The sequence below is a fragment of the Leptolyngbya sp. AN10 genome, from assembly GCF_050565645.1.
GTDB lineage: Bacteria > Cyanobacteriota > Cyanobacteriia > Leptolyngbyales > Leptolyngbyaceae > Leptolyngbya.
Window position 1 is genome coordinate 13,098 of the sequence record NZ_JBNXVP010000026.1, and the last position, 21,472, is coordinate 34,569.

At 46.3% G+C, this 21,472-nt stretch carries 27 protein-coding genes; 10 read left to right on the plus strand and 17 right to left on the minus strand.

Annotation, left to right across the window (positions count from 1 at the left end; genetic code table 11):
• Nucleotides 1-162 precede the first annotated feature (162 nt).
• From ACQ4M5_RS28365 to ACQ4M5_RS28375, 3 genes are all read left to right on the plus strand, one after another.
• Nucleotides 163-684, plus strand: a complete 522-nt coding sequence (locus ACQ4M5_RS28365; RefSeq protein ID WP_430679124.1) for a photosystem I assembly protein Ycf3 — start codon at nt 163-165, stop codon at nt 682-684.
• A gap of 21 nt (nt 685-705) precedes the next feature.
• Nucleotides 706-993 (plus strand): Asp-tRNA(Asn)/Glu-tRNA(Gln) amidotransferase subunit GatC, encoded by a 288-nt coding sequence (gene gatC / locus ACQ4M5_RS28370; protein WP_430679125.1) that lies wholly within the window; start codon nt 706-708, stop codon nt 991-993.
• 77 nt (nt 994-1,070) lie between these two features.
• Entirely contained in the window at nt 1,071-1,766 is a 696-nt protein-coding gene (locus ACQ4M5_RS28375) for a hypothetical protein (protein ID WP_430679126.1), read from the plus strand.
• Between the two features lie 53 nt (nt 1,767-1,819).
• Here ACQ4M5_RS28375 and ACQ4M5_RS28380 read toward each other — a convergent pair whose 3' ends face one another.
• Both ACQ4M5_RS28380 and ACQ4M5_RS28385 read right to left on the minus strand, forming a co-directional pair.
• The gene (locus ACQ4M5_RS28380) at nt 1,820-2,215 is read right to left on the minus strand and encodes a PadR family transcriptional regulator (protein WP_430679127.1); all 396 of its coding nucleotides are present in this window, start codon (nt 2,213-2,215) and stop codon (nt 1,820-1,822) included.
• Nucleotides 2,216-2,516: 301 nt separating this feature from the next.
• Complete coding sequence (locus ACQ4M5_RS28385) at nt 2,517-2,960, minus strand: response regulator (RefSeq protein ID WP_430679128.1); 444 nt, start codon at nt 2,958-2,960, stop codon at nt 2,517-2,519.
• 171 nt (nt 2,961-3,131) lie between these two features.
• Between ACQ4M5_RS28385 and ACQ4M5_RS28390 the strand changes: the two genes are divergently transcribed.
• Together ACQ4M5_RS28390 and ACQ4M5_RS28395 are read left to right on the plus strand one after the other, a co-directional pair.
• The gene (locus tag ACQ4M5_RS28390; protein ID WP_430679129.1) at nt 3,132-3,443 is read left to right on the plus strand and encodes a 2TM domain-containing protein; all 312 of its coding nucleotides are present in this window, start codon (nt 3,132-3,134) and stop codon (nt 3,441-3,443) included.
• A 57-nt stretch (nt 3,444-3,500) separates the two neighbouring features.
• Entirely contained in the window at nt 3,501-3,812 is a 312-nt protein-coding gene (locus ACQ4M5_RS28395; RefSeq protein ID WP_430679130.1) for a DUF3181 family protein, read from the plus strand.
• 454 nt (nt 3,813-4,266) lie between these two features.
• On the opposite strand, the gene ACQ4M5_RS28400 is transcribed toward ACQ4M5_RS28395, so the two are convergent.
• From ACQ4M5_RS28400 to ACQ4M5_RS28425, 6 genes are all read right to left on the minus strand, one after another.
• Nucleotides 4,267-4,935: an S-layer homology domain-containing protein gene (locus tag ACQ4M5_RS28400; protein WP_430679131.1), complete on the minus strand. Its 669-nt coding sequence runs from the start codon at nt 4,933-4,935 to the stop codon at nt 4,267-4,269.
• Nucleotides 4,936-5,007: 72 nt separating this feature from the next.
• A complete protein-coding gene (gene trpE / locus ACQ4M5_RS28405; protein WP_430679132.1) occupies nt 5,008-6,531 on the minus strand; it encodes an anthranilate synthase component I in 1,524 nt (507 codons plus the stop codon).
• A gap of 108 nt (nt 6,532-6,639) precedes the next feature.
• Nucleotides 6,640-7,458, minus strand: a complete 819-nt coding sequence (locus ACQ4M5_RS28410; RefSeq protein WP_430679133.1) for a leucine-rich repeat domain-containing protein — start codon at nt 7,456-7,458, stop codon at nt 6,640-6,642.
• A 234-nt stretch (nt 7,459-7,692) separates the two neighbouring features.
• Entirely contained in the window at nt 7,693-8,115 is a 423-nt protein-coding gene (locus ACQ4M5_RS28415; RefSeq protein ID WP_430679134.1) for a photosystem I reaction center subunit II PsaD, read from the minus strand.
• Between the two features lie 243 nt (nt 8,116-8,358).
• Nucleotides 8,359-8,832: an NAD(P)H-quinone oxidoreductase subunit N gene (locus tag ACQ4M5_RS28420; RefSeq protein WP_430679135.1), complete on the minus strand. Its 474-nt coding sequence runs from the start codon at nt 8,830-8,832 to the stop codon at nt 8,359-8,361.
• Nucleotides 8,833-8,948: 116 nt separating this feature from the next.
• The gene (locus ACQ4M5_RS28425) at nt 8,949-9,692 is read right to left on the minus strand and encodes a MinD/ParA family ATP-binding protein (protein WP_430679136.1); all 744 of its coding nucleotides are present in this window, start codon (nt 9,690-9,692) and stop codon (nt 8,949-8,951) included.
• 277 nt (nt 9,693-9,969) lie between these two features.
• Here ACQ4M5_RS28425 and ACQ4M5_RS28430 point away from each other — a divergent pair, with 277 nt between their 5' ends.
• The 4 genes from ACQ4M5_RS28430 to ACQ4M5_RS28445 all read left to right on the plus strand — a co-directional run bounded on the left by ACQ4M5_RS28430 (nt 9,970) and on the right by ACQ4M5_RS28445 (nt 13,541).
• Nucleotides 9,970-11,064: an MFS transporter gene (locus tag ACQ4M5_RS28430; RefSeq protein ID WP_430679137.1), complete on the plus strand. Its 1,095-nt coding sequence runs from the start codon at nt 9,970-9,972 to the stop codon at nt 11,062-11,064.
• Nucleotides 11,065-11,378: 314 nt separating this feature from the next.
• Nucleotides 11,379-12,173, plus strand: coding sequence for an antibiotic biosynthesis monooxygenase (locus tag ACQ4M5_RS28435; RefSeq protein WP_430679138.1), 795 nt, complete (start codon nt 11,379-11,381; stop codon nt 12,171-12,173).
• Between the two features lie 83 nt (nt 12,174-12,256).
• Nucleotides 12,257-13,039 carry a YoaK family protein gene (locus ACQ4M5_RS28440; RefSeq protein ID WP_430679139.1) on the plus strand — a complete coding sequence of 261 codons (783 nt, stop codon included), beginning with the start codon at nt 12,257-12,259 and terminating at the stop codon, nt 13,037-13,039.
• Nucleotides 13,040-13,052: 13 nt separating this feature from the next.
• Nucleotides 13,053-13,541: a hypothetical protein gene (locus ACQ4M5_RS28445; RefSeq protein ID WP_430679140.1), complete on the plus strand. Its 489-nt coding sequence runs from the start codon at nt 13,053-13,055 to the stop codon at nt 13,539-13,541.
• 626 nt (nt 13,542-14,167) lie between these two features.
• Here ACQ4M5_RS28445 and ACQ4M5_RS28450 read toward each other — a convergent pair.
• From ACQ4M5_RS28450 to ACQ4M5_RS28485, 8 genes are all read right to left on the minus strand, one after another.
• Nucleotides 14,168-14,353 carry a hypothetical protein gene (locus tag ACQ4M5_RS28450; RefSeq protein WP_430679141.1) on the minus strand — a complete coding sequence of 62 codons (186 nt, stop codon included), beginning with the start codon at nt 14,351-14,353 and terminating at the stop codon, nt 14,168-14,170.
• A 57-nt stretch (nt 14,354-14,410) separates the two neighbouring features.
• On the minus strand, nt 14,411-14,620 hold the full coding sequence (locus ACQ4M5_RS28455) for an acetyltransferase (RefSeq protein WP_430679142.1): 210 nt from the start codon (nt 14,618-14,620) through the stop codon (nt 14,411-14,413).
• 63 nt (nt 14,621-14,683) lie between these two features.
• Complete coding sequence (locus ACQ4M5_RS28460) at nt 14,684-15,181, minus strand: CAAD domain-containing protein (RefSeq protein WP_430679143.1); 498 nt, start codon at nt 15,179-15,181, stop codon at nt 14,684-14,686.
• 12 nt (nt 15,182-15,193) lie between these two features.
• Nucleotides 15,194-15,637, minus strand: a complete 444-nt coding sequence (locus ACQ4M5_RS28465; RefSeq protein WP_430679145.1) for a DUF2382 domain-containing protein — start codon at nt 15,635-15,637, stop codon at nt 15,194-15,196.
• Between the two features lie 65 nt (nt 15,638-15,702).
• Nucleotides 15,703-16,521: a YsnF/AvaK domain-containing protein gene (locus ACQ4M5_RS28470; RefSeq protein ID WP_430679146.1), complete on the minus strand. Its 819-nt coding sequence runs from the start codon at nt 16,519-16,521 to the stop codon at nt 15,703-15,705.
• A 136-nt stretch (nt 16,522-16,657) separates the two neighbouring features.
• Entirely contained in the window at nt 16,658-18,043 is a 1,386-nt protein-coding gene (locus ACQ4M5_RS28475; protein ID WP_430679147.1) for a HEAT repeat domain-containing protein, read from the minus strand.
• A gap of 275 nt (nt 18,044-18,318) precedes the next feature.
• The gene (locus ACQ4M5_RS28480) at nt 18,319-19,305 is read right to left on the minus strand and encodes an SH3 domain-containing protein (RefSeq protein WP_430679148.1); all 987 of its coding nucleotides are present in this window, start codon (nt 19,303-19,305) and stop codon (nt 18,319-18,321) included.
• Between the two features lie 395 nt (nt 19,306-19,700).
• Complete coding sequence (locus ACQ4M5_RS28485) at nt 19,701-20,351, minus strand: class I SAM-dependent methyltransferase (protein ID WP_430679149.1); 651 nt, start codon at nt 20,349-20,351, stop codon at nt 19,701-19,703.
• 108 nt (nt 20,352-20,459) lie between these two features.
• On the opposite strand from ACQ4M5_RS28485, the gene ACQ4M5_RS28490 reads away from it, so the two are divergent.
• Entirely contained in the window at nt 20,460-21,080 is a 621-nt protein-coding gene (locus tag ACQ4M5_RS28490) for a type I restriction endonuclease (RefSeq protein WP_430679150.1), read from the plus strand.
• Nucleotides 21,081-21,109: 29 nt separating this feature from the next.
• Here the strand turns inward: ACQ4M5_RS28490 and ACQ4M5_RS28495 are convergent, their stop codons facing one another.
• Nucleotides 21,110-21,469 carry a hypothetical protein gene (locus ACQ4M5_RS28495; RefSeq protein ID WP_430679151.1) on the minus strand — a complete coding sequence of 120 codons (360 nt, stop codon included), beginning with the start codon at nt 21,467-21,469 and terminating at the stop codon, nt 21,110-21,112.
• Between the last annotated feature and the right edge of the window lie 3 nt (nt 21,470-21,472).

Sequence of the window (21,472 nt, forward strand, 5' to 3'; positions counted from 1 at the left end):
AGGGGGCACGATCACTCTGGCAATTTACAACCGATTTAGGATTGCTACAGTGCAAAGCTTTGGAAAAATGTATCGTCTTATGGACTGAGTTAGAAGCTGCGATCGATTGAGCGCTAAACTAAAAAATGTCTCGCGCTAATAACAAACCTCTTTCCAAGTCTTATGCCTAGATCCCAACGCAACGACAACTTCATCGATAAAAGCTTTACCGTCATGGCGGATATCATTCTGAAGGTTTTTCCCGCCAGCCGTAAGGAAAAAGAAGCCTTTGCCTATTATCGAGATGGAATGTCCGCTCAGGCAGATGGCGAATACGCAGAAGCGCTAGAAAACTACGAGGAAGCCCTCAAACTCGAAGAAGACGGCAACGATCGTAGTTACATTCTCTACAACATGGGCTTGATTTATGCCAGCAACGGCGATCACCAGAAAGCGCTCGGTCTGTATGAGGAAGCTTTAGAAGAAAATCCTCGCTTGCCGCAAGCCTTGAATAATATTGCGGTGATCTATCACTACCTGGGCGAAAAAGCGAAAGAAGAAGGCAAAGAAGACGAGAGTGAAAAATTCTTTGATGAAGCCGCAGAATATTGGAAACGTGCGATTCTGCAAGCTCCGAACAACTACATCGAAGCTCAGAACTGGCTAAAAACGACGGGTCGATCGAACATCGATGTATACTTCTAAGCGGTTTATTGGAACAGTCTCATGATCGATCGCGAACAAGTGCAAAAAGTGGCGCATCTTGCCCGCCTGCAACTCACTCCCGAAGAAGAGGAGAAATTTACTACACAGCTAAACAATATTCTCGACTACTTTGATCAGTTGAGTGAGTTAGATGTGAGTGAAGTTCAGCCGACGACTCGTGCGATCGATGTGAGTAATGTGGTACGTCCCGATCAACATCAACCCTACTCAAATCGGGAATCGATCTTAGAAGGCGCACCCGATCGAGATGGCGAATTCTTCAAAGTGCCAAAAATCGTTACTGGCTAAATTTGAGGAACCTTCCTTCCAATTGGCAAGTCATAAAAGCTGTCGCCGCTAAATTTCCGACTTGGAAGGAAACCATTATGTTCAACCTGAAAAAGCTACAGTCTGGGACTGCGCTTGCCTTAACTCTGGGTGTCACCGCTACAGGAGCCGCACCGATCGTATTCGCGAAAGATGCACTGGCGGCTCCCGCTCCAATGCAACTCGCGCAGCTTTTCCCCTCTCAACCGACTCAACCCTCTCAAACAACTGGAGCCGTCCGGATTCCCGCTGGAACTACGCTTCGATTGACCTATCGGGATGCTGAGAAAATTGTCGTCGCTCCAAACGAACGGCTTCCGATCACGCTCACTGTTCCCAACAATATCCGCACCTCGAACGGACGGCTCTTAATTCCCGCAGGTAGCCAAGTGAAGGGCGCTTTCGAGCCTGCGAATGGTGGAACTCGCTTTATCGCAGAATCGCTGATTTTGAATAACGGACAGCAACTCGCGATCGATGCTCAAACCGATGTCGTCAGCCGCACTGAGGAAATTCGTCGGGGTGTCAGTACCGATGCCATCCTTAAAGGAGCCGCGATCGGGTCAGGTGCAGCCGCGATTATCTCAGGTGTGACCGGAAATCGTCGGATTACCTTGGGTCGTGTCTTGATCGGAACAGGCGTGGGCGCTTTAGGTGGCTTGCTGCTTGGACGCAACCGCAACCAGGTGATTTCCGTGAATCAATCGGATCTGAACTTGCGGCTTAACTCTTCGTTGGCAGTGAACCAGTTCTAGATAACTAAAAAGCCCCTTCGATCGTCAACAGCATCGGAGGGGCTTTTAGTATGTTATGCCACCGGACTTGGTTCAGTGGTCAAGCGATGAATCGGATTACTTTCGACGTAATCGCGCCAAAATTGGGCAAACTCTTCGGCTTTCGATCGTGCTTCTGGGCGAAGCTGATACATTCGGCGGGGACGACCTCGCTTTTCTGGTTTTTTCCAGTAGCTTGTAATAATCTCCTGCTTCTCCAGAAACCGAAGCGAACTTTGCAAAATCGTATCTGACAGCCGATAGTTTGGATAGTTCTGTTTTAGATTTTGTACGAGTTCTGTTCCGTAAGATTCTGACTCGACGAGAATCGACATCAGATAACATACAGTCAGTTCTTGATTGAGGAAAATCGGTTGTGGGGTTTGGAAAAACCGATAGATATCGTCAAAAGTCAGGCGTTGAGCATTCATTGTTGAGAATCACCATCGCAATAGAGCAATTCACTCCCGATAATAAATGCCAATTGTGAAAAACTTTGGAGGAAGAAAGCGAAATTTCGGATTCGTTCCAAAAGGATGCTTTAAAGTTAGTTGTCTATTGCATGAATCGCCCCTCGAATGAATTCGGGGCTATCGGAACAAAGTCTGTTGAAACAGACTGAGGAGCTTGCTACAAGAGGTTTTCAGTCCCCTTTAGTGGACTTTGTTTCGATAGACCGTGATTTCCAATCACGGTCGGAATGCAATCGAAGCGAAGAATCTTCTCAGCCCTTTAAGTTTGAGTGAGCGCCGCACTCCGCTCGATCGCGAATCTCACGGCTCTAATTAATTGTTGAATCGTAATATCTTCCTTGCTTAAATAATCCTGCACTCCTGCTCGAATTGATGCAAGTGCGAGATCTTCATCATCGATCGCAGTAATGACGACGACTGGAATATCCGGAATTGCCTGACGAAATTTCAGCACCGTCCCCAATCCGGACGAATCGGGTAAACGCAGATCCAGCAGAATCACATCAAAGTTTTGACCTGCTTGCGCTTTGTATTCTTTGCAGATTGAGATAGCTTCCTCTAATCGTTCAACCTGTGCAAGTTTCCAATGGTTTCGTCCTGCCCGTAAAAAAGTTCTGCGAATTAACACCGCATCATCCGGGTTGTCTTCGACTAAAAGCACATGAATCGCAGGCGAATCAAGTGAACTTGGCTGAGACACCATAGTTGTTCTTCCCCTGTTAATGAGTTCTGAATAGATAGATAAATAAAGCAGCGATGCCTATCCTAGCAAACTTAGAGAAGAATAAATGATACCGATAAACTCCTGCCGTAGAATGCGGCGAGTCGCTGAGGATGTCACAATAAAAGAGTCCGTCTATTTCTCTTAGTACTTATGCCTCCTCGTTGGTCTCGTATTCCCGATCGTAAAGATGCAGACTTTCGCAAACTTGACGATCGAATGACATTTGCGACTCATGTTGCTCTATTTGCTGCGAGTAATTCAGGAATCTGGTTTTTCCGCACGCTTCAGAAAGCAGATTGGGATTGGTCGATTTGGGTAACGGGTGCGTGGCTTGCGGTCTTGGTTGCTCATGCGATTTATATCTTTGCGATCGCGGATTATTCTGAACCTGTTGCAGCGACCACGCCAAAAGCCACCGGATTCAAACCGAAAGAAAAACCGTCAAAATCAACCAAGAGGTAGGAGTTTTCGTCATCCTAGAATGAGTACGGTTTAATCATTGAACCCTTAAATACAGTTATGGCTACCTCTAGTACTTCAGAAGCGATCGAGGCTTTGGCGGCGGAGATCGGTGAATCGGTCTATATCGATGTTGCAAAATGGCATCTCTATTTGAATGATGCTCACCTGCATACGGTGTTAGCTGAACGTCTGTTTCCATTAGTTTCGAGTGGCAAAACGATTCAGGAAGACGAAGTTCTGAAAATTGTGCAGGGCATTGCGGTGAAGTTGGGCGGCGGGAAGCGCGAAGTTCCCCTGCTCGATTTGTTGCCGATGCAGTGTCAGGTGAGTTTGATTGATACGTTGGAAGAGTTTCAGCGGAATTTGTAGATTGGCTTCGTTTTGGTTGTGTCCCCTAAATCCCCCAGAATGAAACCTAAGACCAAGACAAGTTCCTCAAGGTCTAAGAGGGGGTTTGAGAAGAATAAAAAGCGGCTTTGCTGCGTTGCAAGCTCGCCCGGAAATGAATCTCCGGGCTAATGGAGGAAACCCCGCTGAAGCGGGCTAAGAGCGTAATACGGAGTTCTTAGCCCAGTTTAGTGGGCTCCCACAATTAGCCCGGAGATTTATTTCCGGGCGGGTGAATGCGATGAACGATGACTTCTCAAACACCCTCTAAGCATCATTCACTCTTCAAAGTCTCCCACGAGTGAGGGGTTTAGCGGACTTCCAACATCTATCGCACTCAAAAATCGATTTGGTATAACAACCAGTTTTAGAGGTGAGTCCGCCTTGTTTAGCCGCGAATTCAATTAGCTAAGGCACAAGGATTCACGCAAGAAGTCTAGTAACGAAGATACGGAGATTCAACTTTCGGAGCTTTGCCCGTGTAGACCAGTGCTTGATAAATCGAAGCAGCAACTTCAGCACGAGTCGCCGATCGATTTGGATTAAGAGCCATTGGATCTGGGTAATTGACTGCAATCCTGCGCCACACTGCCGCCGTTACGCCATCGGTGACAGAATCTTCAATCGATTCGTAGTCCTTGAATGCACCTACGATCGATAAAAAGCTGCCCGTATAGTCCAACTTCAATCCGCTTGACAGCGCTTGAAACATCTGACCACGGGGAATAGATTGAGCAGGTTTAAATATATTGCCGGGATAGCCACTGAAAAAGCCTTCTCTGTAGGCGGTTTGGATATCACTCGCCGCCCAATAATTAGTTGGCACATCGGTAAAGCGAATTGCGTTCCGTACCGTTGGTCGATCGAATGCTTTTCCGACCATGACGGCAAACTGAGCGCGAGTCACTGGATCATTGGGGCGAAAATTTCCATCTTGAAAACCGCGAATAATTCCTCGATCGACTAAAGGCTGAATAAACGGTGCTGCCCAATAATCCGGCTTTACATCTGGGAAAGTCGTCTGTGCCTGAACTGGATTTTGTACAGAAAGTGATGCGATCGTTCCAACCGCAATTAAGTTGGCAACCATCTTAGAAATAGACATTGTGCGAATGAGTGGAGGGTCAATTGTACTGACGGGTTGATTGTTCTGAATGTTGCACATCGCGTGAAAATACTAGCCCTGCAAACATCGAATCGCTTCCAATAGTCCTCGCGCTTTATTCAGCGTTTCCTGATATTCACTCTCTGGTACAGAATCCGCGACCAGTCCTGCACCCGCTTGCACTTGAACGCGATGTTTTCCATTCCCTTGATCGCGGACAACCATTGTACGAATTGCGATCGCGCTATTCAATTGCCCTTCAAAGTCGTAGTACCCGTAAGCACCAGAATAGACTCCACGCCGACAAGGTTCGAGATCATGAATAATCTCCATCGCTCGAATCTTTGGCGCACCGCTGACCGTTCCTGCTGGAAATCCTGCTTTGAGTAAATCCCAGGCGGTCTTATCCGGTGATAGCTGTCCGACAACATTACTCACAATATGCATCACATGAGAGTAACGCTCGATCACCATGAGTTCATCGACTTTCACCGTTCCATTGATGCAGACGCGCCCTAAATCGTTGCGCCCTAAGTCAACCAACATGACGTGTTCTGCAACTTCTTTCGGATCATTGAGCAAGTCTTGTTCTAAAGCGAGATCTTCCGCGTGAGTTTTACCACGTTTGCGAGTTCCAGCGATCGGGCGAACCGTAGCAATTTTTGGTTCTGCTGGATTCAATCGTTCTGCTTTGACTAAAACTTCTGGACTCGATCCAATGATTTGCCAATTGTTGAAGTTGAAATATGCCATATACGGCGAAGGATTGATCAATCTCAGCGATCGATACAATGCAAACGGTTCCCCCACAAATTCCGAGTTTAACTGCTGAGAGATGACCACTTGGAAAATATCGCCCGCTTTAATGTGAGCTTTCGCAGTTTCAACGTTCTTGCAGTAGTCTTCTTTCGTTGTATTACTTGTCCAAGCGATCGACGAACTGTTATTGGGCTGCCAAGATAACAATCGCGTTTTTTCAGGCAGTGGAGATTTTAGTTTATTCACCAATTGAGTGACGCGATCGCAAGCTTGTTGGTAAGCTGCTTCCAAATTGGTATTCGGATCGCGCAAATCGGCATAAGCGATCGCCCAAATTTTTCGCCTCACTTGATCAAAAATCAACACCTGATCGATCTGCATCCACAATCCATCGGGCAAATCGTCCTCTGTTGCCTCATAAATCGGCACACGCGGCTCGATCCATTTAATTAGCTCATATCCCCAGAACCCAAACAAGCCACCGATCCCTGGCGGCAATTCTGGGAGTTTTACGGGATGATAGGGCGCTAAACATTCAGACAAAGCCGCAAACGGATCGCCCTCAAAAACCTTCTGAGTTCCATCGCGGTGCGTTTGAGTTGTACGATCGCCTCTTGCTTCCAAAGTCCACAATGGATCACACCCTAAAAAGCTATATCGCCCGATCGTTTCCCCGCCTTCGACCGATTCCAGCAGAAAACTATAAGGCTGTCCATCACAGACGCGATACCACGCTGAAACGGGTGTATCTAGATCAGCCACCCATTCTTGATAAACCGGAACAAAATTTCCTTGCTGTGCCAGTTCTTGGAACTGAGAAAAATCGGGAAAAATCATAGAAGCTTAGGATAACCGTACAGTTAGAATACAAGCTTTTTAGCGTCTCTATGCCACGATGATTTATCGATCGCATCCGTTTACGCAGCAATGGCGTACTATTTCGACCTAATCAAACCTACAAACATCAGCAGCAAGAGCAGCAAGCAAAGGATCAGAAGCAAAAGGCTCAGCAAGTTTTCCTTTGACGGGGCATTCTTTTGTAGAAAGCGGATTTTGATGGGCGTGAAGCTGTTGTAGCCTCTGTAATGTGGACAGCGATCGTAAATCAGTAATCTGATTGTCGTTGAGAACAAGTAATCTCAGTTCAGACAACTCTGCCAAGGGTTTAACATCACTAATCTGATTGCCTCTAAGATCGAGGGTTGCCAATCCCTTCATCCTAGCCATCGGCGGTAAGTCGCTAATCTGATTACGACTCAAATCGAGCGTGGACAACGTACTCAAATTGGTCAATGGTCGTAAATCGCTAATCTGATTATCACTGAGACCAATGTAAGACAATTTTGGTAAGCCTGCGATCGGTCTGAGGTCGCTGATCCGATTATTACGGAGCTGGAGATACTCTAGATTACTTAAATGAGCGAGTGGTGTTAGATCGCTAATCCGGTTATTGCCAAGCAAGAGGTTATCTAACTGCTTAAAACTCGCGATCGGTCTGAGATCGCTAATTCCCTTGTTTGTGAGCGTGAGAGAACGACGATAAGGCGCTCTTAGTTTGGCATCTGCGGATTCGCAGTTATTCGTTCCAGCGATTTTTAGCAACACATTGATTGTGTGCTGAGTTTCTACAGGGACAGAATTTTTTCGGCGACACCATTGGGCAAAACTTTCAGGCTCTGGGAGTTGAGCAGAAATCGCTGGAGTTGGAATGGGGCTAGTAGATAGGGGTGAAGTTTCAGACTGGGACGGTTTGGACTCAGACACGGGAATTGTACAGCCAGCAGCGAGAATGAGTAGGGCGATCTCAAGGCTGCAAAATAGCGGTTTGAAGCAGAATCGTTTACCGGATACTCTAAACACCTTTATTTCTTGAATGAGCAACTCAAATTGATACATTCAATTCGTTTATCATTCCGAGTACCTGTAAGCAAAAGGAGCCAAACTTTAACCGAGAAGGCTAAACTCTGGCTCCTAAAAGCACGATCGAGACAATCGAAACTAAGGATCGTAGGGTTTACGACCGCTGAACTTCAATTTGGCGGGTTCAGGATTTGAACCAATGTTGCGAGGAACACTGTTCACCGCAACACGACCCGGATTAACCTTCTCAGGGAAGACACCATCATTGGGGTGCAGGTACTGAATTTCGCCATCGGGGAAAATGCGATAGATCTTGTAGTTGGTGATCTTAAACTTCGTGCGAAGTTGTCCACCCAAGGCAAGGCAATGTTCCTTTCTAGCTAAATACAGCAAGTTGTCGCCTTGGCGCATCTTGGCTGCACCACCCATCGGCATCTCAAAGACTTGCTCTTTGGGGCTGCTCCATGTGATGGCATATTTCTCTTCAATTAGGGCTTTGGTTAGCAGTCCGCCTGTACTGCCTCCGAACAAAGGTGCTTGTCCAGTAAGAGTCTCTGACATAGGTCTCGCTCTAAACGTTTTTAGGCATCCTATCACCGGGTGTTTACAGCTTTAACGAAACCGTAACAGTTGTTAATAGGGGCAGGTTTCACGCTCTGTTTAAGTGCGAATTGCTTCAAGTTTCTTTGCAGAGTGAGAACGTAGCGATTCCAAATTTGGTCAGAAAGATACACAATGTCCCACAAACACTAGATTGTACTTCTAATGCCTGTGGGACATGCTTGGCGAAAGATTAGACAAAAATTATGCTGCAATCACCTGTTCTAAAGGTTGCCAACGGAAATATCGCTCTCCGCCCACTTCGATGACAACTTTCACACGCGGTTCAATCTTCGGCAAATTCGCCAAATATTCAAGCTCTTGGCTCGATAGAATGTGCCCTTCGATAATCCAGAGCAATAGTCCTTTCGACTTCGGAGGCAACTGCTCGATCTGTGTGGTCACGATCGGCGGAATGAAATAGGTATACCCAACTGCCGCTCCTGATCCCGTACTTTTCTTGCCGAGGTGAGCGGGACGAACGCCATGCACTGCGGTCAAATATGCCGCGACATCACCTAATCCTCGTGCCGTAATGCTGAGAGATTTGTAGCCTGCGGTGCGAATTCGACGACGATATCGACCTTCAAAGCCACCTTCGAGCGGCACATAAGCAGCGATCGCGCCGTGAGTTTCCAGGTCTTTGATCAATTGTCCACCAGTGGTCAAAAGTGCCATGTCGCCCGAACCTTCCTAAAAACGAGAATTACAGATGCTGTCTCAGACGCGAAGCATCCATTGATATTCTAATGGGTTATCCCGCCCGAAACCTTCAAGAATCTCTATATCTTGTATCAACTACTCACGATTTGAGTACTCAGCGATCGCATCGAAATGGTGAACGGATGCTCTGGATACTGTAAGCAGAATAATCGACTGCTGCCAATTTGCGCCATTTCTGGCATCCACTCGAATGCACCTGCAACAGGAATTCGATAAGCGCGTTCGATTTGATCTCTCAGGCTTTGGATTTGCGATCGATCTACGACTTGATTCAAAATCACGCGCACTGAAGCCTCGAATCCTTTCAATGCGGTCGTGAGCATTGCGGTTCCTTTAAAGTCTTGCTGATCTGGACGCATCACCAGCAATACCTGATTCGCAAACGTGATCCAAGACGTATCAACTCCAGGATAAGTATCAATCAGTAGATAGTCCAGATCAAACGCTCGAATAAATTGCTGGCTGCCTTGTTTTAGTTGGATCGGGTCGTAGCTTTCTTTTAGTGTTCGGGTGAGCGCGGGAAGAGTAGCGCTAGAAGGAACGACGAATAATCGACCTCGATCGCTTAATAAATGAGTGGCATCATAAGCGAGTTCTGCGATCGGTTGCTCTTGTTGTAAATAGGCAACGTTAAACGATCGAGTGAGGGCATCACCTGTAATGCCAAACAACAGATGCAATCCAGGGGTATATAAGTCCGCATCAATCACGCCGACTCGTGCTCCACGCATCGCAAGTAAGACCGCCAGATTTGCAGTGAGCGTGGATGTACCAGATCCACCTCGATAAGTATGGAGAATCACAGTCTTGGACATTATCGTAAAACCTCTATGCACAGGATTGATTCATTCGCGGACTGTGCATCCCTGTTCTTCAGATTAAACAACATTGCATTTGAATTTCGCTTTTCAATCACCAGATAAAGACTTCTTTAAACCCCTCTCTCTAGAGGGGTGAGTTCTTTGGGCAGAAGTTCTATTTGTATACAGTATGCTCTCCGTTTGGAATCGGTGTTAAAGTATACCGCTTCATTTCGCTGTATACAGGATACTTTGGCGGTAAAAGAGCATTCCCTTACCCCGAATAGAATTTATGAATCCAGCTATAACCCTTCGACACAACACCCTTTGGCTAATTACAATCGCTTGTACGATTTCAATCGGTAGTCTTTATTACAATCAGCCACTTCTAGCACTGATTAGTACGGATTTGAATATTTCTGTTTCTGATGTGAGTGCCATTCCAACACTGACTCAGATTGCTTATGCGATCGGGCTTTTATTATTTGTGCCATTGGGCGATCGGGTCGATCGAAGGAAGTTAATCGTCGGATTAAGTGGATTGAATGCGATCGCGCTAATTTTGGCGGCGGTTTCTTCAGGATTGAATGGACTGTTGGCAGCGAGTTGTGCGATCGGACTTACCGCTGTAGTTCCTCAGTTGCTTATTCCATTTGCGGCACAGTTGGCGGATGCAGAACAACGGGGGCGAATTGTTGGAACCGTGATGAGCGGCTTATTGGTCGGGATTATTCTGGGTCGAGTTGCAGGTGGGTTGGCAGGGGGATCGTTTGGATGGCGATCGATCTTCTGGATTGCCGCAGCGTTGATGATTGCATTAGGATTCGTGTTGCTGAAACAATTACCTTTTACGTCACCTTCAGCGATTGAAATTTCATATTTTGGATTACTGCGATCGTTACCGATGCTATTAGCAGAACATTCTGCATTGAGACAGCGATCGATTGCAGGAGCAGTTTTATTTGCGTCTTACAGTGGATTTTGGGCGGTATTGCCTTTTGTATTAGAACGTCCGCCGTTTGAATTTCACAGCGAAGTGGCAGGACTGTTCGGCTTAGTTGGAATGATTGGGGCAACGGCTTCTCCCTGGTTGGGACGAATGACCGATCAGACCAGCCCGCGTTTGATGCTGAAAATTGCGATCGGGCTTTTTGCGATCGCGCTCTTGATCCTTTGTCAGTTTTACACCACGCTTTGGGGATTAATTCTAGGCGCGATTTTATTGGATTTGGGAACGCAGGCAGGACAAATCTCGAATAAAGCAAAAATTTATAGTTTACCGATCGAGATTCACAACCGCTTAACCACGATTTATATGGTGATTTTCTTCACGGGCGGCGCGATCGGTTCTTGGTTATTTGCTTATGGTTGGCGCTTTACAAGCTGATTGGTCTACTCGCTATCGATCACCGATGTTTCGCAATTTACAGAAGCTAATTGAGAAATCCCCCTTGAGATAGACGAGAATCTACCTGTATGCTGTATACGTGAGGAAATTTAGTCGAAAATTAGCATTGCGATCGCTTCAATCGATTGAGTAATTTTGTATTTTCATCTTGAGAAAAAAGTGATGTAGCTGCTGATACTGTTTGCATTGTTTTAATCATTGTAAGACATTTGATATTCTGAAAATTTGCAATTCTAGATAGTGTTGCTTCTTGTGTTTTACATCACTTTAGAAGATGGAGAAAAATAACCGTTATGTGCAGATTTCTCAGCCGTAAATTTAGTACGATCGCAGTCGCCATCTTACTGAGCTTAAGTGTTCTGGTCGGATTTCCCGATCATGCAGAAGCCGTCAAACCGCTTAAATCGATCGCATTTGATCCCGGTGTGACTGCGGTGAATGTCGCAACCATTTACGAAACAGCACCGACCACGCAAAAAACGACAATGAAATCCCTTAAAGGTGCAAATAAATCGTTGAAAAAAGCAGCAGGATTTGAAGGGGCTGCGGTGTTGCAAAGCGATGATGGGACACGGCTGATCTTCCTATCACAATGGAAAGATCTAGAAAGTTATCAAACCGCGATCGCAACTCCAACAGAAAGTTCAAAAGAAACCAAAACTACTGCGCTGTCTCCCACTCGAACCGTTGTTTTTGAGCTTGGAAAAACGCAGACTGCCCGCGAAGGCATGATTCCAGCGGTTAAAGGGAAAGAAGCCGTTGTGGAATTTAGTGAATTCAAGCTGAAAACTCCAGACGATCAAGAAAAAGTCGTCGCCAATGCAGAAAAATTAATTCCAGCCGCATTGTTGAAACAGCCTACACCGCAATCTGTAGTTTTGATGAGCAGCACCGATAACACTGATGTGGCGCTGATGGCAAATTGGAACTGTACGGCTGACTTTGCCGAAGGAGAAACACCCGCAGGATTTGATGCGCTTGATGCAGAAGTGGCAAGCTTAGTCGATGTCGAACAGCACTTATACAACGTTGTGAGCATCTTGCCCGCAGAAGAGAAGAAACCAAAAAAAGAGACCGAAGAATCGTAACGGCTTAACTATTTTCACGATCGAGACTCTGTACAATCGATCGGAATCTTCCCAGATTTCCTTTACCTCCCAGAAACTATCCTATGACTGTTAGTTTGCCTGAAAAAGAGGCGTTTAGTCTCAGTGCCTTCTTGACCAGCGATGGACCTGCTCGCTTTTTACTCAGTTGGGTCGCCGGGTTCGTCGATACGGCTGCATTTATCACTCTGTTTGGAATTTTTACAGCCCACGTGACCGGAAATATCGCCTTAGCAGGTTCAGCCTTCGCGAGTTCTGACCCTCTCACAACGGTGTTACGGCTTTCGATGCTGCCCGTTTTTATGCTGGCGGTTGTTGCCACTTCGCTGACGGCTCGATTTGCCAGGAAACGAGGTTGGGCAGTGCTGCCTGTGTTGCTGATTGCAGAAGCGATCGCACTTGGAATCTTTATGGTCGTGGGATTGCAGTATTCAGCCACTTTGGTGATTGATGCTCAGGATTATCTAATGTTCCCGATCGCCGTTACGGGCGTAATTGCGATGGGAATTCAGAATGCACTGATGAAAGAAGCGGCAACTTCATTCACAGGATTTTTTCCTACTACTGTAATGACCGGGAACTTTACGAACTTTACGATCAATTTAGTTCACTACGTCAGTGCTAAACTCTCGCAACCCACTGAGGAAACAAAGGTAGAAGCGACTTATGCTCTGACGCAGATTAAGCTAACTTCACCGCTGTTAATCGGATTCTTTCTGGGTGGAACAGGTGCAGCCTACTTTGTCCCTTCGGCTGAATTTTGGTCGCTATCGATTCCGCTATTAATCGTCACGATGTTAGCGGTTGCTGCCTACATTCAGTCCAGTGAAAAAACTCAAAATGTTTAAGAGGTTATCAACAATGAAACGAATTTTAGTTGCAGTCTTCGCGGGCTTGATGATGTTGATGGGTTTGACGATCGCCCCGATCGTTCAAGCGTCTCCTTTAGTTGCTGCGGTGGAAGCTCCTACCGCAATGACTGATCCGTTTGCAGAACTGAAATCGAAGATTGTACCGGAATTAGAAAGCATCTTGACTCCAGAACAGCGATCGCAATTTGAAGACGCGATCGCGAATGGTACGAGCGTCAAGAAAGCCTTTAAGTCGATCGCGCTGACTCCAGAGCAAAAAGGCAAGATTGGAATGATGATGAAGTCAGTGCCCAAGGATTACTTTACGTCGTTGACTCCAGAGCAGAAGCGTGAGCTATTTATGCAAAAGAAAGAGTTCTTCATGACTAGCGGAAAGGCAAAAGCCGAGGCTGCAATGAAGGCTGCCAGCGAGAAAATGGATGAAGCGATGAAGGCAGTAGGAGATAAGGTTGAGGATGTGACAAAAGCGATCGAGTAATTGATCGATCATATAAAGATCACGACGAAATTGATTAGTAATTGATCGATCGCGTGAAGATTACGGCGAAATTGATCAAGCGATCGATTGATTGCGTAAGTGCTGTGCCGAAATTGATCAAGTAATTGATCGATCGTATGAAGATCACGACGAAATTGATTAGTAATTGATCGATCGTGTGAAGATTACGACGAAATCGATCAAGCGATCAATTAATTGCGTAAGTGTTGTGCCGAAATTGATCAAGTAATTGATCGATCGTTTGAAGATCACGACGAGATCGATTAGCAATTGATCGTGTGAATGGTGTGACCGAATCGATCTGATAATTGATCGCGTAAACGTTGTAACGGAATCGATTTGATAATTGATTCCCTGGCGAATAGAATTCGCGGCTATACAAACAAAACCCGCCTTCGCGGGTTAAGGAGATTTCTACGAAAGAGCTTACCGCTTGAAAAACTGCCCTTCGGCTTCGCTCAGGGCGCGATCTCTAGCTGACTGAGCGAAGCCGAAGACAGCGGGTAATTTGTTTTCGATAAATCTCCTAACAGCCAAAATTTCCTGAGTCAGATCAATACTGAACCCGTCCCCGAATTGTTTGGGGACGGGTTCAAAGTTTTGATTTAATGCGATCGCCCTTTGCGTTGATTGCGTCGATATCGAGCCATACAAGCTTCTAAATCAGTACAAGATTCAGCCTCGTCATCCGAATCTCCTTGACGATGACACAGTTCAAGACAGTGCTCTAGCGATCGTGGCGTTTCGGATCGCCGCATTTCCATCAGCAGTAAAAAACAATCTCGCAACATTTTCTTAAATTTGATAAAAATGATCCCCAACGGTAATCGTTGGAGATCCTATTAAACCTAGTTATTTCGATAGTCGGCATCTACCCAACAGCGGGGAAGCGACTCTCCCGAAGGAAAGACCAAAGAAGTTTTAGAATATTTCTCTGGGTCTTGCTCCTCTTGCCCAGCTTGGTCACGAGCAGGAACTTTATCTTCGGTTGGATCAACTAACAACGTCACATCAATCACTTCGAGTAAGTTACCCGTTTCTTTTTCTTGCAGAAACATACAACAACCTTTTTGAGACAACGAAATCAGAATAGAAAAACGATCGACGAATCGAAATTCCTCTTAGGACGGAGATTGTTCAGCTTCGATCGTATTTTTAAACTCTTCGATCGCGGGCTGAACCGTGTTGACGAATTCATCCGTAGCAGGCTTTGTTGCACCGATCACATCTTGCTTCATCGTTTCTAGCTTCTGAGAAAGCTCTTGGCGCGTTTCAGCCTTCATCAGATAGCGATTGACAAACCAAACGGTGTAACCCAGTCCGATCAGTTCCAACAATCCGCTGAGAATTGGTAAGTGGGTAACAAAACCAATAATGCCAAGCACAATATTCAGCGCGAACAAGGCTGTGAGAAAAGCACCGAGAATGTACACGATCGGCTTATATTCTTGCCAGAACGTCGAAACGTACTTCATCGGATCGTTAAAGAAATCCTGGATCTGAGCATGATCGCGTTCCCAAGCCGCAATTCGTCGGGCTTCGATCAGTTGTTGTTCGGTGATGGATTGCTCAGTAGTCTCAATAGCAGAGCTAGATTGCATTTCAAGTTGAGTCGTCATGATTTAAGTCCTCTAAGATTTACGACAGCGATCGAACCAGGATTGATAAGTCTCTTGATGTTTCGAGTCTTTGAGAGTGATCTCGATACGAATTTCAGCACAGTCATGGTCGGGAGTTCTCGCGATCGCATCCAGCAAATCTCGCGCAACTCTGGGCGAATGAAACTCACCCGAAACAATGTTCGCTTTATGTCCATTCGTGGTCGTGCCATTCGGATAGCTCTCGCCGATAGTCAGTTCGGCAATGCGTTCGTATCCGGGTTCAACTTGTTCCACGATTAGCTTTTCTCGCCGCACTGGAACTTCGACCATGTGAGTCTCGATCTCTTTGCGAACGACAATTTCGCCAACTTTGCGTTTGTGCGATCGCACAACTAGACGTTCTTCTAAAAGCTGAATTGCTTCTTCAGGAGTCAGCAGTTCAGAGGTTAGGGTTTCATCAATTCTTGGGGTCATGGCAGCAGTTGAAGGGTGAGAAGAAGGATGAAATGAATCTTTCACCCTTCTTGTTGAACTGAGAATTAGATCTTTCTTTCTACGACAGGATTACCATCAACATTGAGATCTAACTCTTCGCGACGGACTTGCTCTTCTGCGGTGACAACATCCTGATCGACCACTTTCTTCACGCGCACTTCTTCACGCACAAACGCTTCTTTGTGAATGTCCGGCACTTCTTCGTACACTTCCACTCGCGCGACTTCGCCTTCATGGAAATCGACTTCGCCCGGAGTTACAGGCATTCCACCCGTCACCGGAGTCCGTTCAATCACGATGCGCTCTTTCTCGATCGGTACAGACACACGAGCCGTTTCGGTTTCAATGTGCTTACCAACCGTCACTTCGCCCGCTTTCATGCGAGTTTTGCTGCCGATCAAACGTTCTTGATAGAGACGCAAGCTTTGGTCATTGTCGAACGCATAGAGATCCGGATCGCGATCGTAACCGTAGCTTGTCCGGTCATACGCCATTTCAGGAGCCGCGATTGCAGCAGGACGATACACACCGCGAACGCTCTCTTCATAGTCGTAGTCCACCAAGTGATCCGGATTGTATTCCGGTAGGCTTTCTACTTGAGACTTCGTGAGACTGTTCGCATGAACGCGACGATCGGCGTAATCGATGCGACCTTGTGCGATCGGCATCAATACTTTTTTGCCCAGAATCCACAGACCTGTATTGATGACCAAATAGCGAAATGTACCGTCATCATCGACGAGAACATCATCGACTGAGCCAACTTTGTCATTGCCAGAGTAGAGGTCAAATCCGATGACATCGTTGTTATCGAAGTGAGTACGGTACTCAGGATCAAAGTCCTTAATCTTATGAAGAGCCATAGCAGTTATTTCATGTTTACTACGAATAATCTCAAGATAAAGACGTTAATTGTTTGCTACATCAGCCTTTTGGAACGGTCACAACGAGTCAAAAGCAATAGTTTTGGAACCTGTCTTAGGAAAGAGAACGAGCGATCTAAAAATTCCACTCTCGAAGCGCGATCGCAATTCCTCGCCCTAGCTCCGAGTCCTCTGGTTCAATCTTCGCTAATTTCTCTAGTTGTTGATGGGATAGTTCAGCATCTAATGTTTTCAAAGCTGAGATGGCATGAAATCGCACACCATCATCCCTATCTGCTAACAGTGCAACGAGAACATTGATCGATTCTAGATTACCTAATTGCCCTAAAGAAAGCGCGATCGCTTGTCGAAGTTCAATCGATTCCAGCTTTGGTAGGGCATCTAATAAAATCTCTGCTGCTTGAGATTTCAACTCGACTGCATCGGTTCGCCCCAATGTTTGAATGACTTCGAGTTGTACTGTTTCGGATAGTTCTAGCAATGCAGATTTCAAATAGTTCAAAGCTTCGGGTAAAGCAATCCAGCCGAGAGCGCGAACCAGTTCGATCGATAAATTCTCCGGTGTATGGGCAGATTGCAGAACTTCGTAAAGTGCAGTCGCCGCTTGCGAAGTTCCAAGTCTTCCCAGTGCGATCGCGGTTTGGCGACACACGTCTAAGTTCAGATCAAACAACAACGGACGAAGCTGACCGACTAAATCTGGAGAGTCTGAACGAAAGCCTAATCCGGTCACTGCCGCGAGTCTGACTTGAACAGCAACATCTTGGAGCGCTCCGATCAAAACAGTCGTGATGTCATCAGAATGGAAACTGCTAAGGGTTTCAACTGCGATCGCACGAATCTGAACTTCTGGATCACGAACCACTTGCATTAAGAGCGGGATCGTTTCCGATCGACGAATTTGCCCAAGTGCCTGAACTGCAAACAATCGCGTTGAATCTTCAGCCAACAATGTTTCGATCATTGAGATCGCATCTTTTCCCATGCTGGCAAGAACTGATACTGCCATCGAATTGAGATCTTCGCTCTCTGAATGTTTCAACAATTCGATCAAGGCTTCAATGACTTGTGGATGATTAAAGCTACCAAGAATCCGCACCGCAAACCATTGCGATTCAGGTTCCGCATCTTCATCATTGAGCAGTTCGATCAAAGGCGCGATCGCATCACTTCCAAAGTTTGGAAATAGCTTTGCAACATCCCATCGATCCTGAAAGCCACCCGATTCCAGAACTTGCATCGCTAGATCAAGCAGAATCACAGTCGTGTTTGGATCACAGAACAATTCAGACTGAGTTTCAGTTGAGAGAATCTGCTGCAAATTCTGACTCAGTTGCCCCCAATCTTGGTGAGTTGCTGCGAATTTCGCCTGTTCTAGAATCTCGTGACTACTCAGTTGTTGCACAGTGTTCACTCGTTGTTCAGTTCTCAAGATTAATGTGACATAGAACTGAGCGATCGCGTACTCACAGATTGCGAACACAGCATCGATCGATTGCAATCTTTACATCAAAGCGGTAGAGAAATGCTCCCTACCGCGCTAATGAGGGTGTTTGAAAAGTATAAAAAGCGGCTTTGCTGCGTTGCGAGTTCGCCCGGAAATGAATCTCCGGGCTAATGGAAGAAACCCCGCTGAAGCGGGCTAAGAGCGTAATACAGAGTTTTTAGCCCAGTTTAGTGGGCTTCCCCCGATTAGCCCGGAGATTCATTTCCGGGCGGGTGAATGCGATAAACGATTACTTTTCAAACACCCTCTAAATTGATCCACAAATCGTTCTATCGTAACCAGGTGCTAGACACCCAACCGCCACTCGAAAGCTGAGAAAAACCTCCGCTTCGCACCCCTGTTAATCGAACAACGGTTCCATTGGCAAGACTGCCGATCGCGCCGCCCGAAGGACTCGATCGCACGACTAAATTACTGCCGTTTGTAGAAACGGTAGCCGATGCAAAGCTACCACCCCCTCCAGTACCGCCACCCGAAACTACACTCGCAAACCCAGAAGAAAACCAACCGCCATCAGGCAATTGATACCAGCCTCCCGATTCACGAATCACTCGCACCGTTTCACCAGGGAAAAGCGGTCTGCCATTCAAGCTAAATCCCGTTCCAGGACCATTCCGAACATTCACCGTTGTTGAAACTCTGACCGTTCGATTGATCGGTGTGCCACCACCACCAACTCCACCCCCTGAAACCACTTGCGCGAACTGACCAGAGAACCAACCGCCATCTGATAACTGATACCAGCCTCCCGATTGGCGAATCACTCGCACTGTTTCACCAGGGAAAAGCGGTCTGCCATTCAAGCTAAATCCCGTTCCAGGACCATTTCGCACGTTCACCGTTGTAGTAGCTCTCACGGTTCGATTGATCGGAGTTCCCCCGCCGCCAACTCCACCACTTCCCGTTCCGACTCCTGAAGTGACGAAAGAGGATGAGAACCAACCGCCATCGGGCAATTGATACCAGTTTCCAGACTGATTCACAACTCGAACAACTTCGCCTGGAAAGAGCGGTCTACCATTTAAACCAAACTGAGTTCCAGGACCATTCCGAACATTCACCGCAGAAACATTGGAGTTCACTCGAACGCTAAAGGCTTGAGCGGCTGGCACAATTGCCACCAGAATCGAGGCTCCTAACATCAATCCGGCAATGTGAATCCAAGCAGAACTCCGAAGATTTAAGCAGAATTTTTTGAGCGATCGAACAACTCGATCGAGAGTGGATTGAACACTGATAGTTGCAGAAGTTTCCATAGTTTCCTGATGATTGGATATTAAATCAATCGCCTGATGCTGAGTTTCTGTCTCAACATCAAACTTGCTGGAGAAAAAACTGACTTAGGAGATTTCTACGAAAGAGCTTACCGCTTGAAAGACTGCCCTTCGGCTTCGCTCAGGGCGCGATCTCTAGCTGACTGAGCGAAGCCGAAGACAGCGGGTAATTTGTTTTCGATAAATCTCCTTAGTTCCCGATGAACAATTCCGGGTGCAAGTTGATGAAATTCTAGCGATCTCGCCTGTGTGCGGGAGCTAAGTCGTTATCTCTCTTTGCGATTTTCAATCTATCTATGTCATCAGAGAAATATGTTTGCAAAGTCGCACTGATTTGTATCGAAGTGCGATCGCTACGTGCAATGACAGTAAGCCTATTATGAATCACTCCGAGTGGCAATCACCGCATAAAACGGATCTCCCCCAGACATTCCAAACAGTTGAAATACGGCTGGCGTTTGAGATTGTTTGGCAACGACTTCGGGCTGTGAAAATCCTGGAACCGCTTTGAAGTAGTTTTTTACCAGTTCCACTCGATCGCGTTCTGTTCCGTCTCGCCAAGCTGCGATCGCTTTTTGATAAAACATCCGATTCGAGAAGCTAATAATGGCAATTCCACCCGGTTTCAGAATGCGATGAATCTCATTAAAAATCGCTTCAGGGTATTGAACGTACTGAACTGAAACGGTATTCAACACTGCATCAAAGGATCGATCGGGCAGTGGCAGCTTCGGATCTAAGTTCAGATTTTGCACAAAGTAATGATCTAATCGAGAATTTCGTGCCAGTTCCTCTGCATTCAAGCCGTGTCCTTCTACGTGTTCAAATTTGACATCATCGGGCAAGTGCGACACCCAACTGCTCATCATGTCAAAGATACGAGAGTTTGGCTTTAAGCGATCGCGATACAAGTCGGTCAACTGTTGAATGAATCCTTCATCGACATGCGTGACAAAGCGCGGTTGCTCATAGAACAACGCATCATTGGACGGGTCTAACTTTTCTCGCTGATTCGGATTAAGCAACATACGATCGCAGATAAGAGAACAATGAAGTTATGTTAACAAATTCTTCTACAGCTTTCTCTGTCTCAGGCATTACAGTGATTATCATTAAAGGAAGCATTGGTACGGCAAATGGTTCAAGCAATCTCTAAGCACATTGTAAGTTTGGGTCAAGTTCATGAGAGGTTCGGACTGAGGCGATCGAACACCGATCGCTTTTTCACCGAATGGCGAGAAGACTTAGTGCGATTGAATGCTGAAGAAAAAGCCCGACTGGATCTGATCAAACAGCGGTATGACTATCAACAAGCAGATAGCCCCATGCTGGAAGAAACAGTGAAAATGCTCATCGTTTCTCCGCTGCTAGATTTGGCAGGATTTTATGAGCCTCCGTTTCGATTTAGAGCAGAAACGGCTGTCAGTTTTGAGTTTGAAGATGAAGAAGAGATTCAGGGACGGATTGATGCTTTAGTGATTCAGCAGCGGTTTTGGGTTTTGGTAGTTGAAGCGAAGCAGACGAAAGCTTCGATCGAGGTTGGAATTCCGCAGCTACTCACTTACATGATGGCAAATCCAAATTCTCAGCAACCCGTGTTTGGACTGGTCACGAACGGGAGTAGTTTTGCATTTGCAAAGGTCTTTGAGCAAGCTTATGATTTCTCAGATGTCTATTCTCTGATCTCCCGCCGTAATCAGCTTTATGATGTGCTGAGTGTTCTAAAAAAGATTGGAACTCTGATTGTTCCTGCTTAGATAAACAACCATTCCTGGTCTATCAATGGTTAGATAGCCTGCCCATTATGCTCTCGAATGCGTGTTGCCCAAACTTGATTTTGATCAGTGGTTAACACAATCCTCTTATAAAACTCGTTCTCAAGTTCTAGAACTAAATACCGACCCGATCGAGTCGCATACCAGAATTCTTTTCCGCGATCGGTGTAGTAAGTTCCTGCTTTGATCACTCCCGGTAAAAAGGTTCCAGGCAATCTCGCATCTGTCCAACTGCTCGGTGGTTCCTCAGTCGAAACTTGTTTAATGTGACTCATTGGAATGTGCAGATCAGCATTGTAGTAAAACGCCCAAAAGCGCTCCAACCAATCTAAGTCAATCTTTAGCTGATCATCAGAAATAGAGAGTTGCATAGT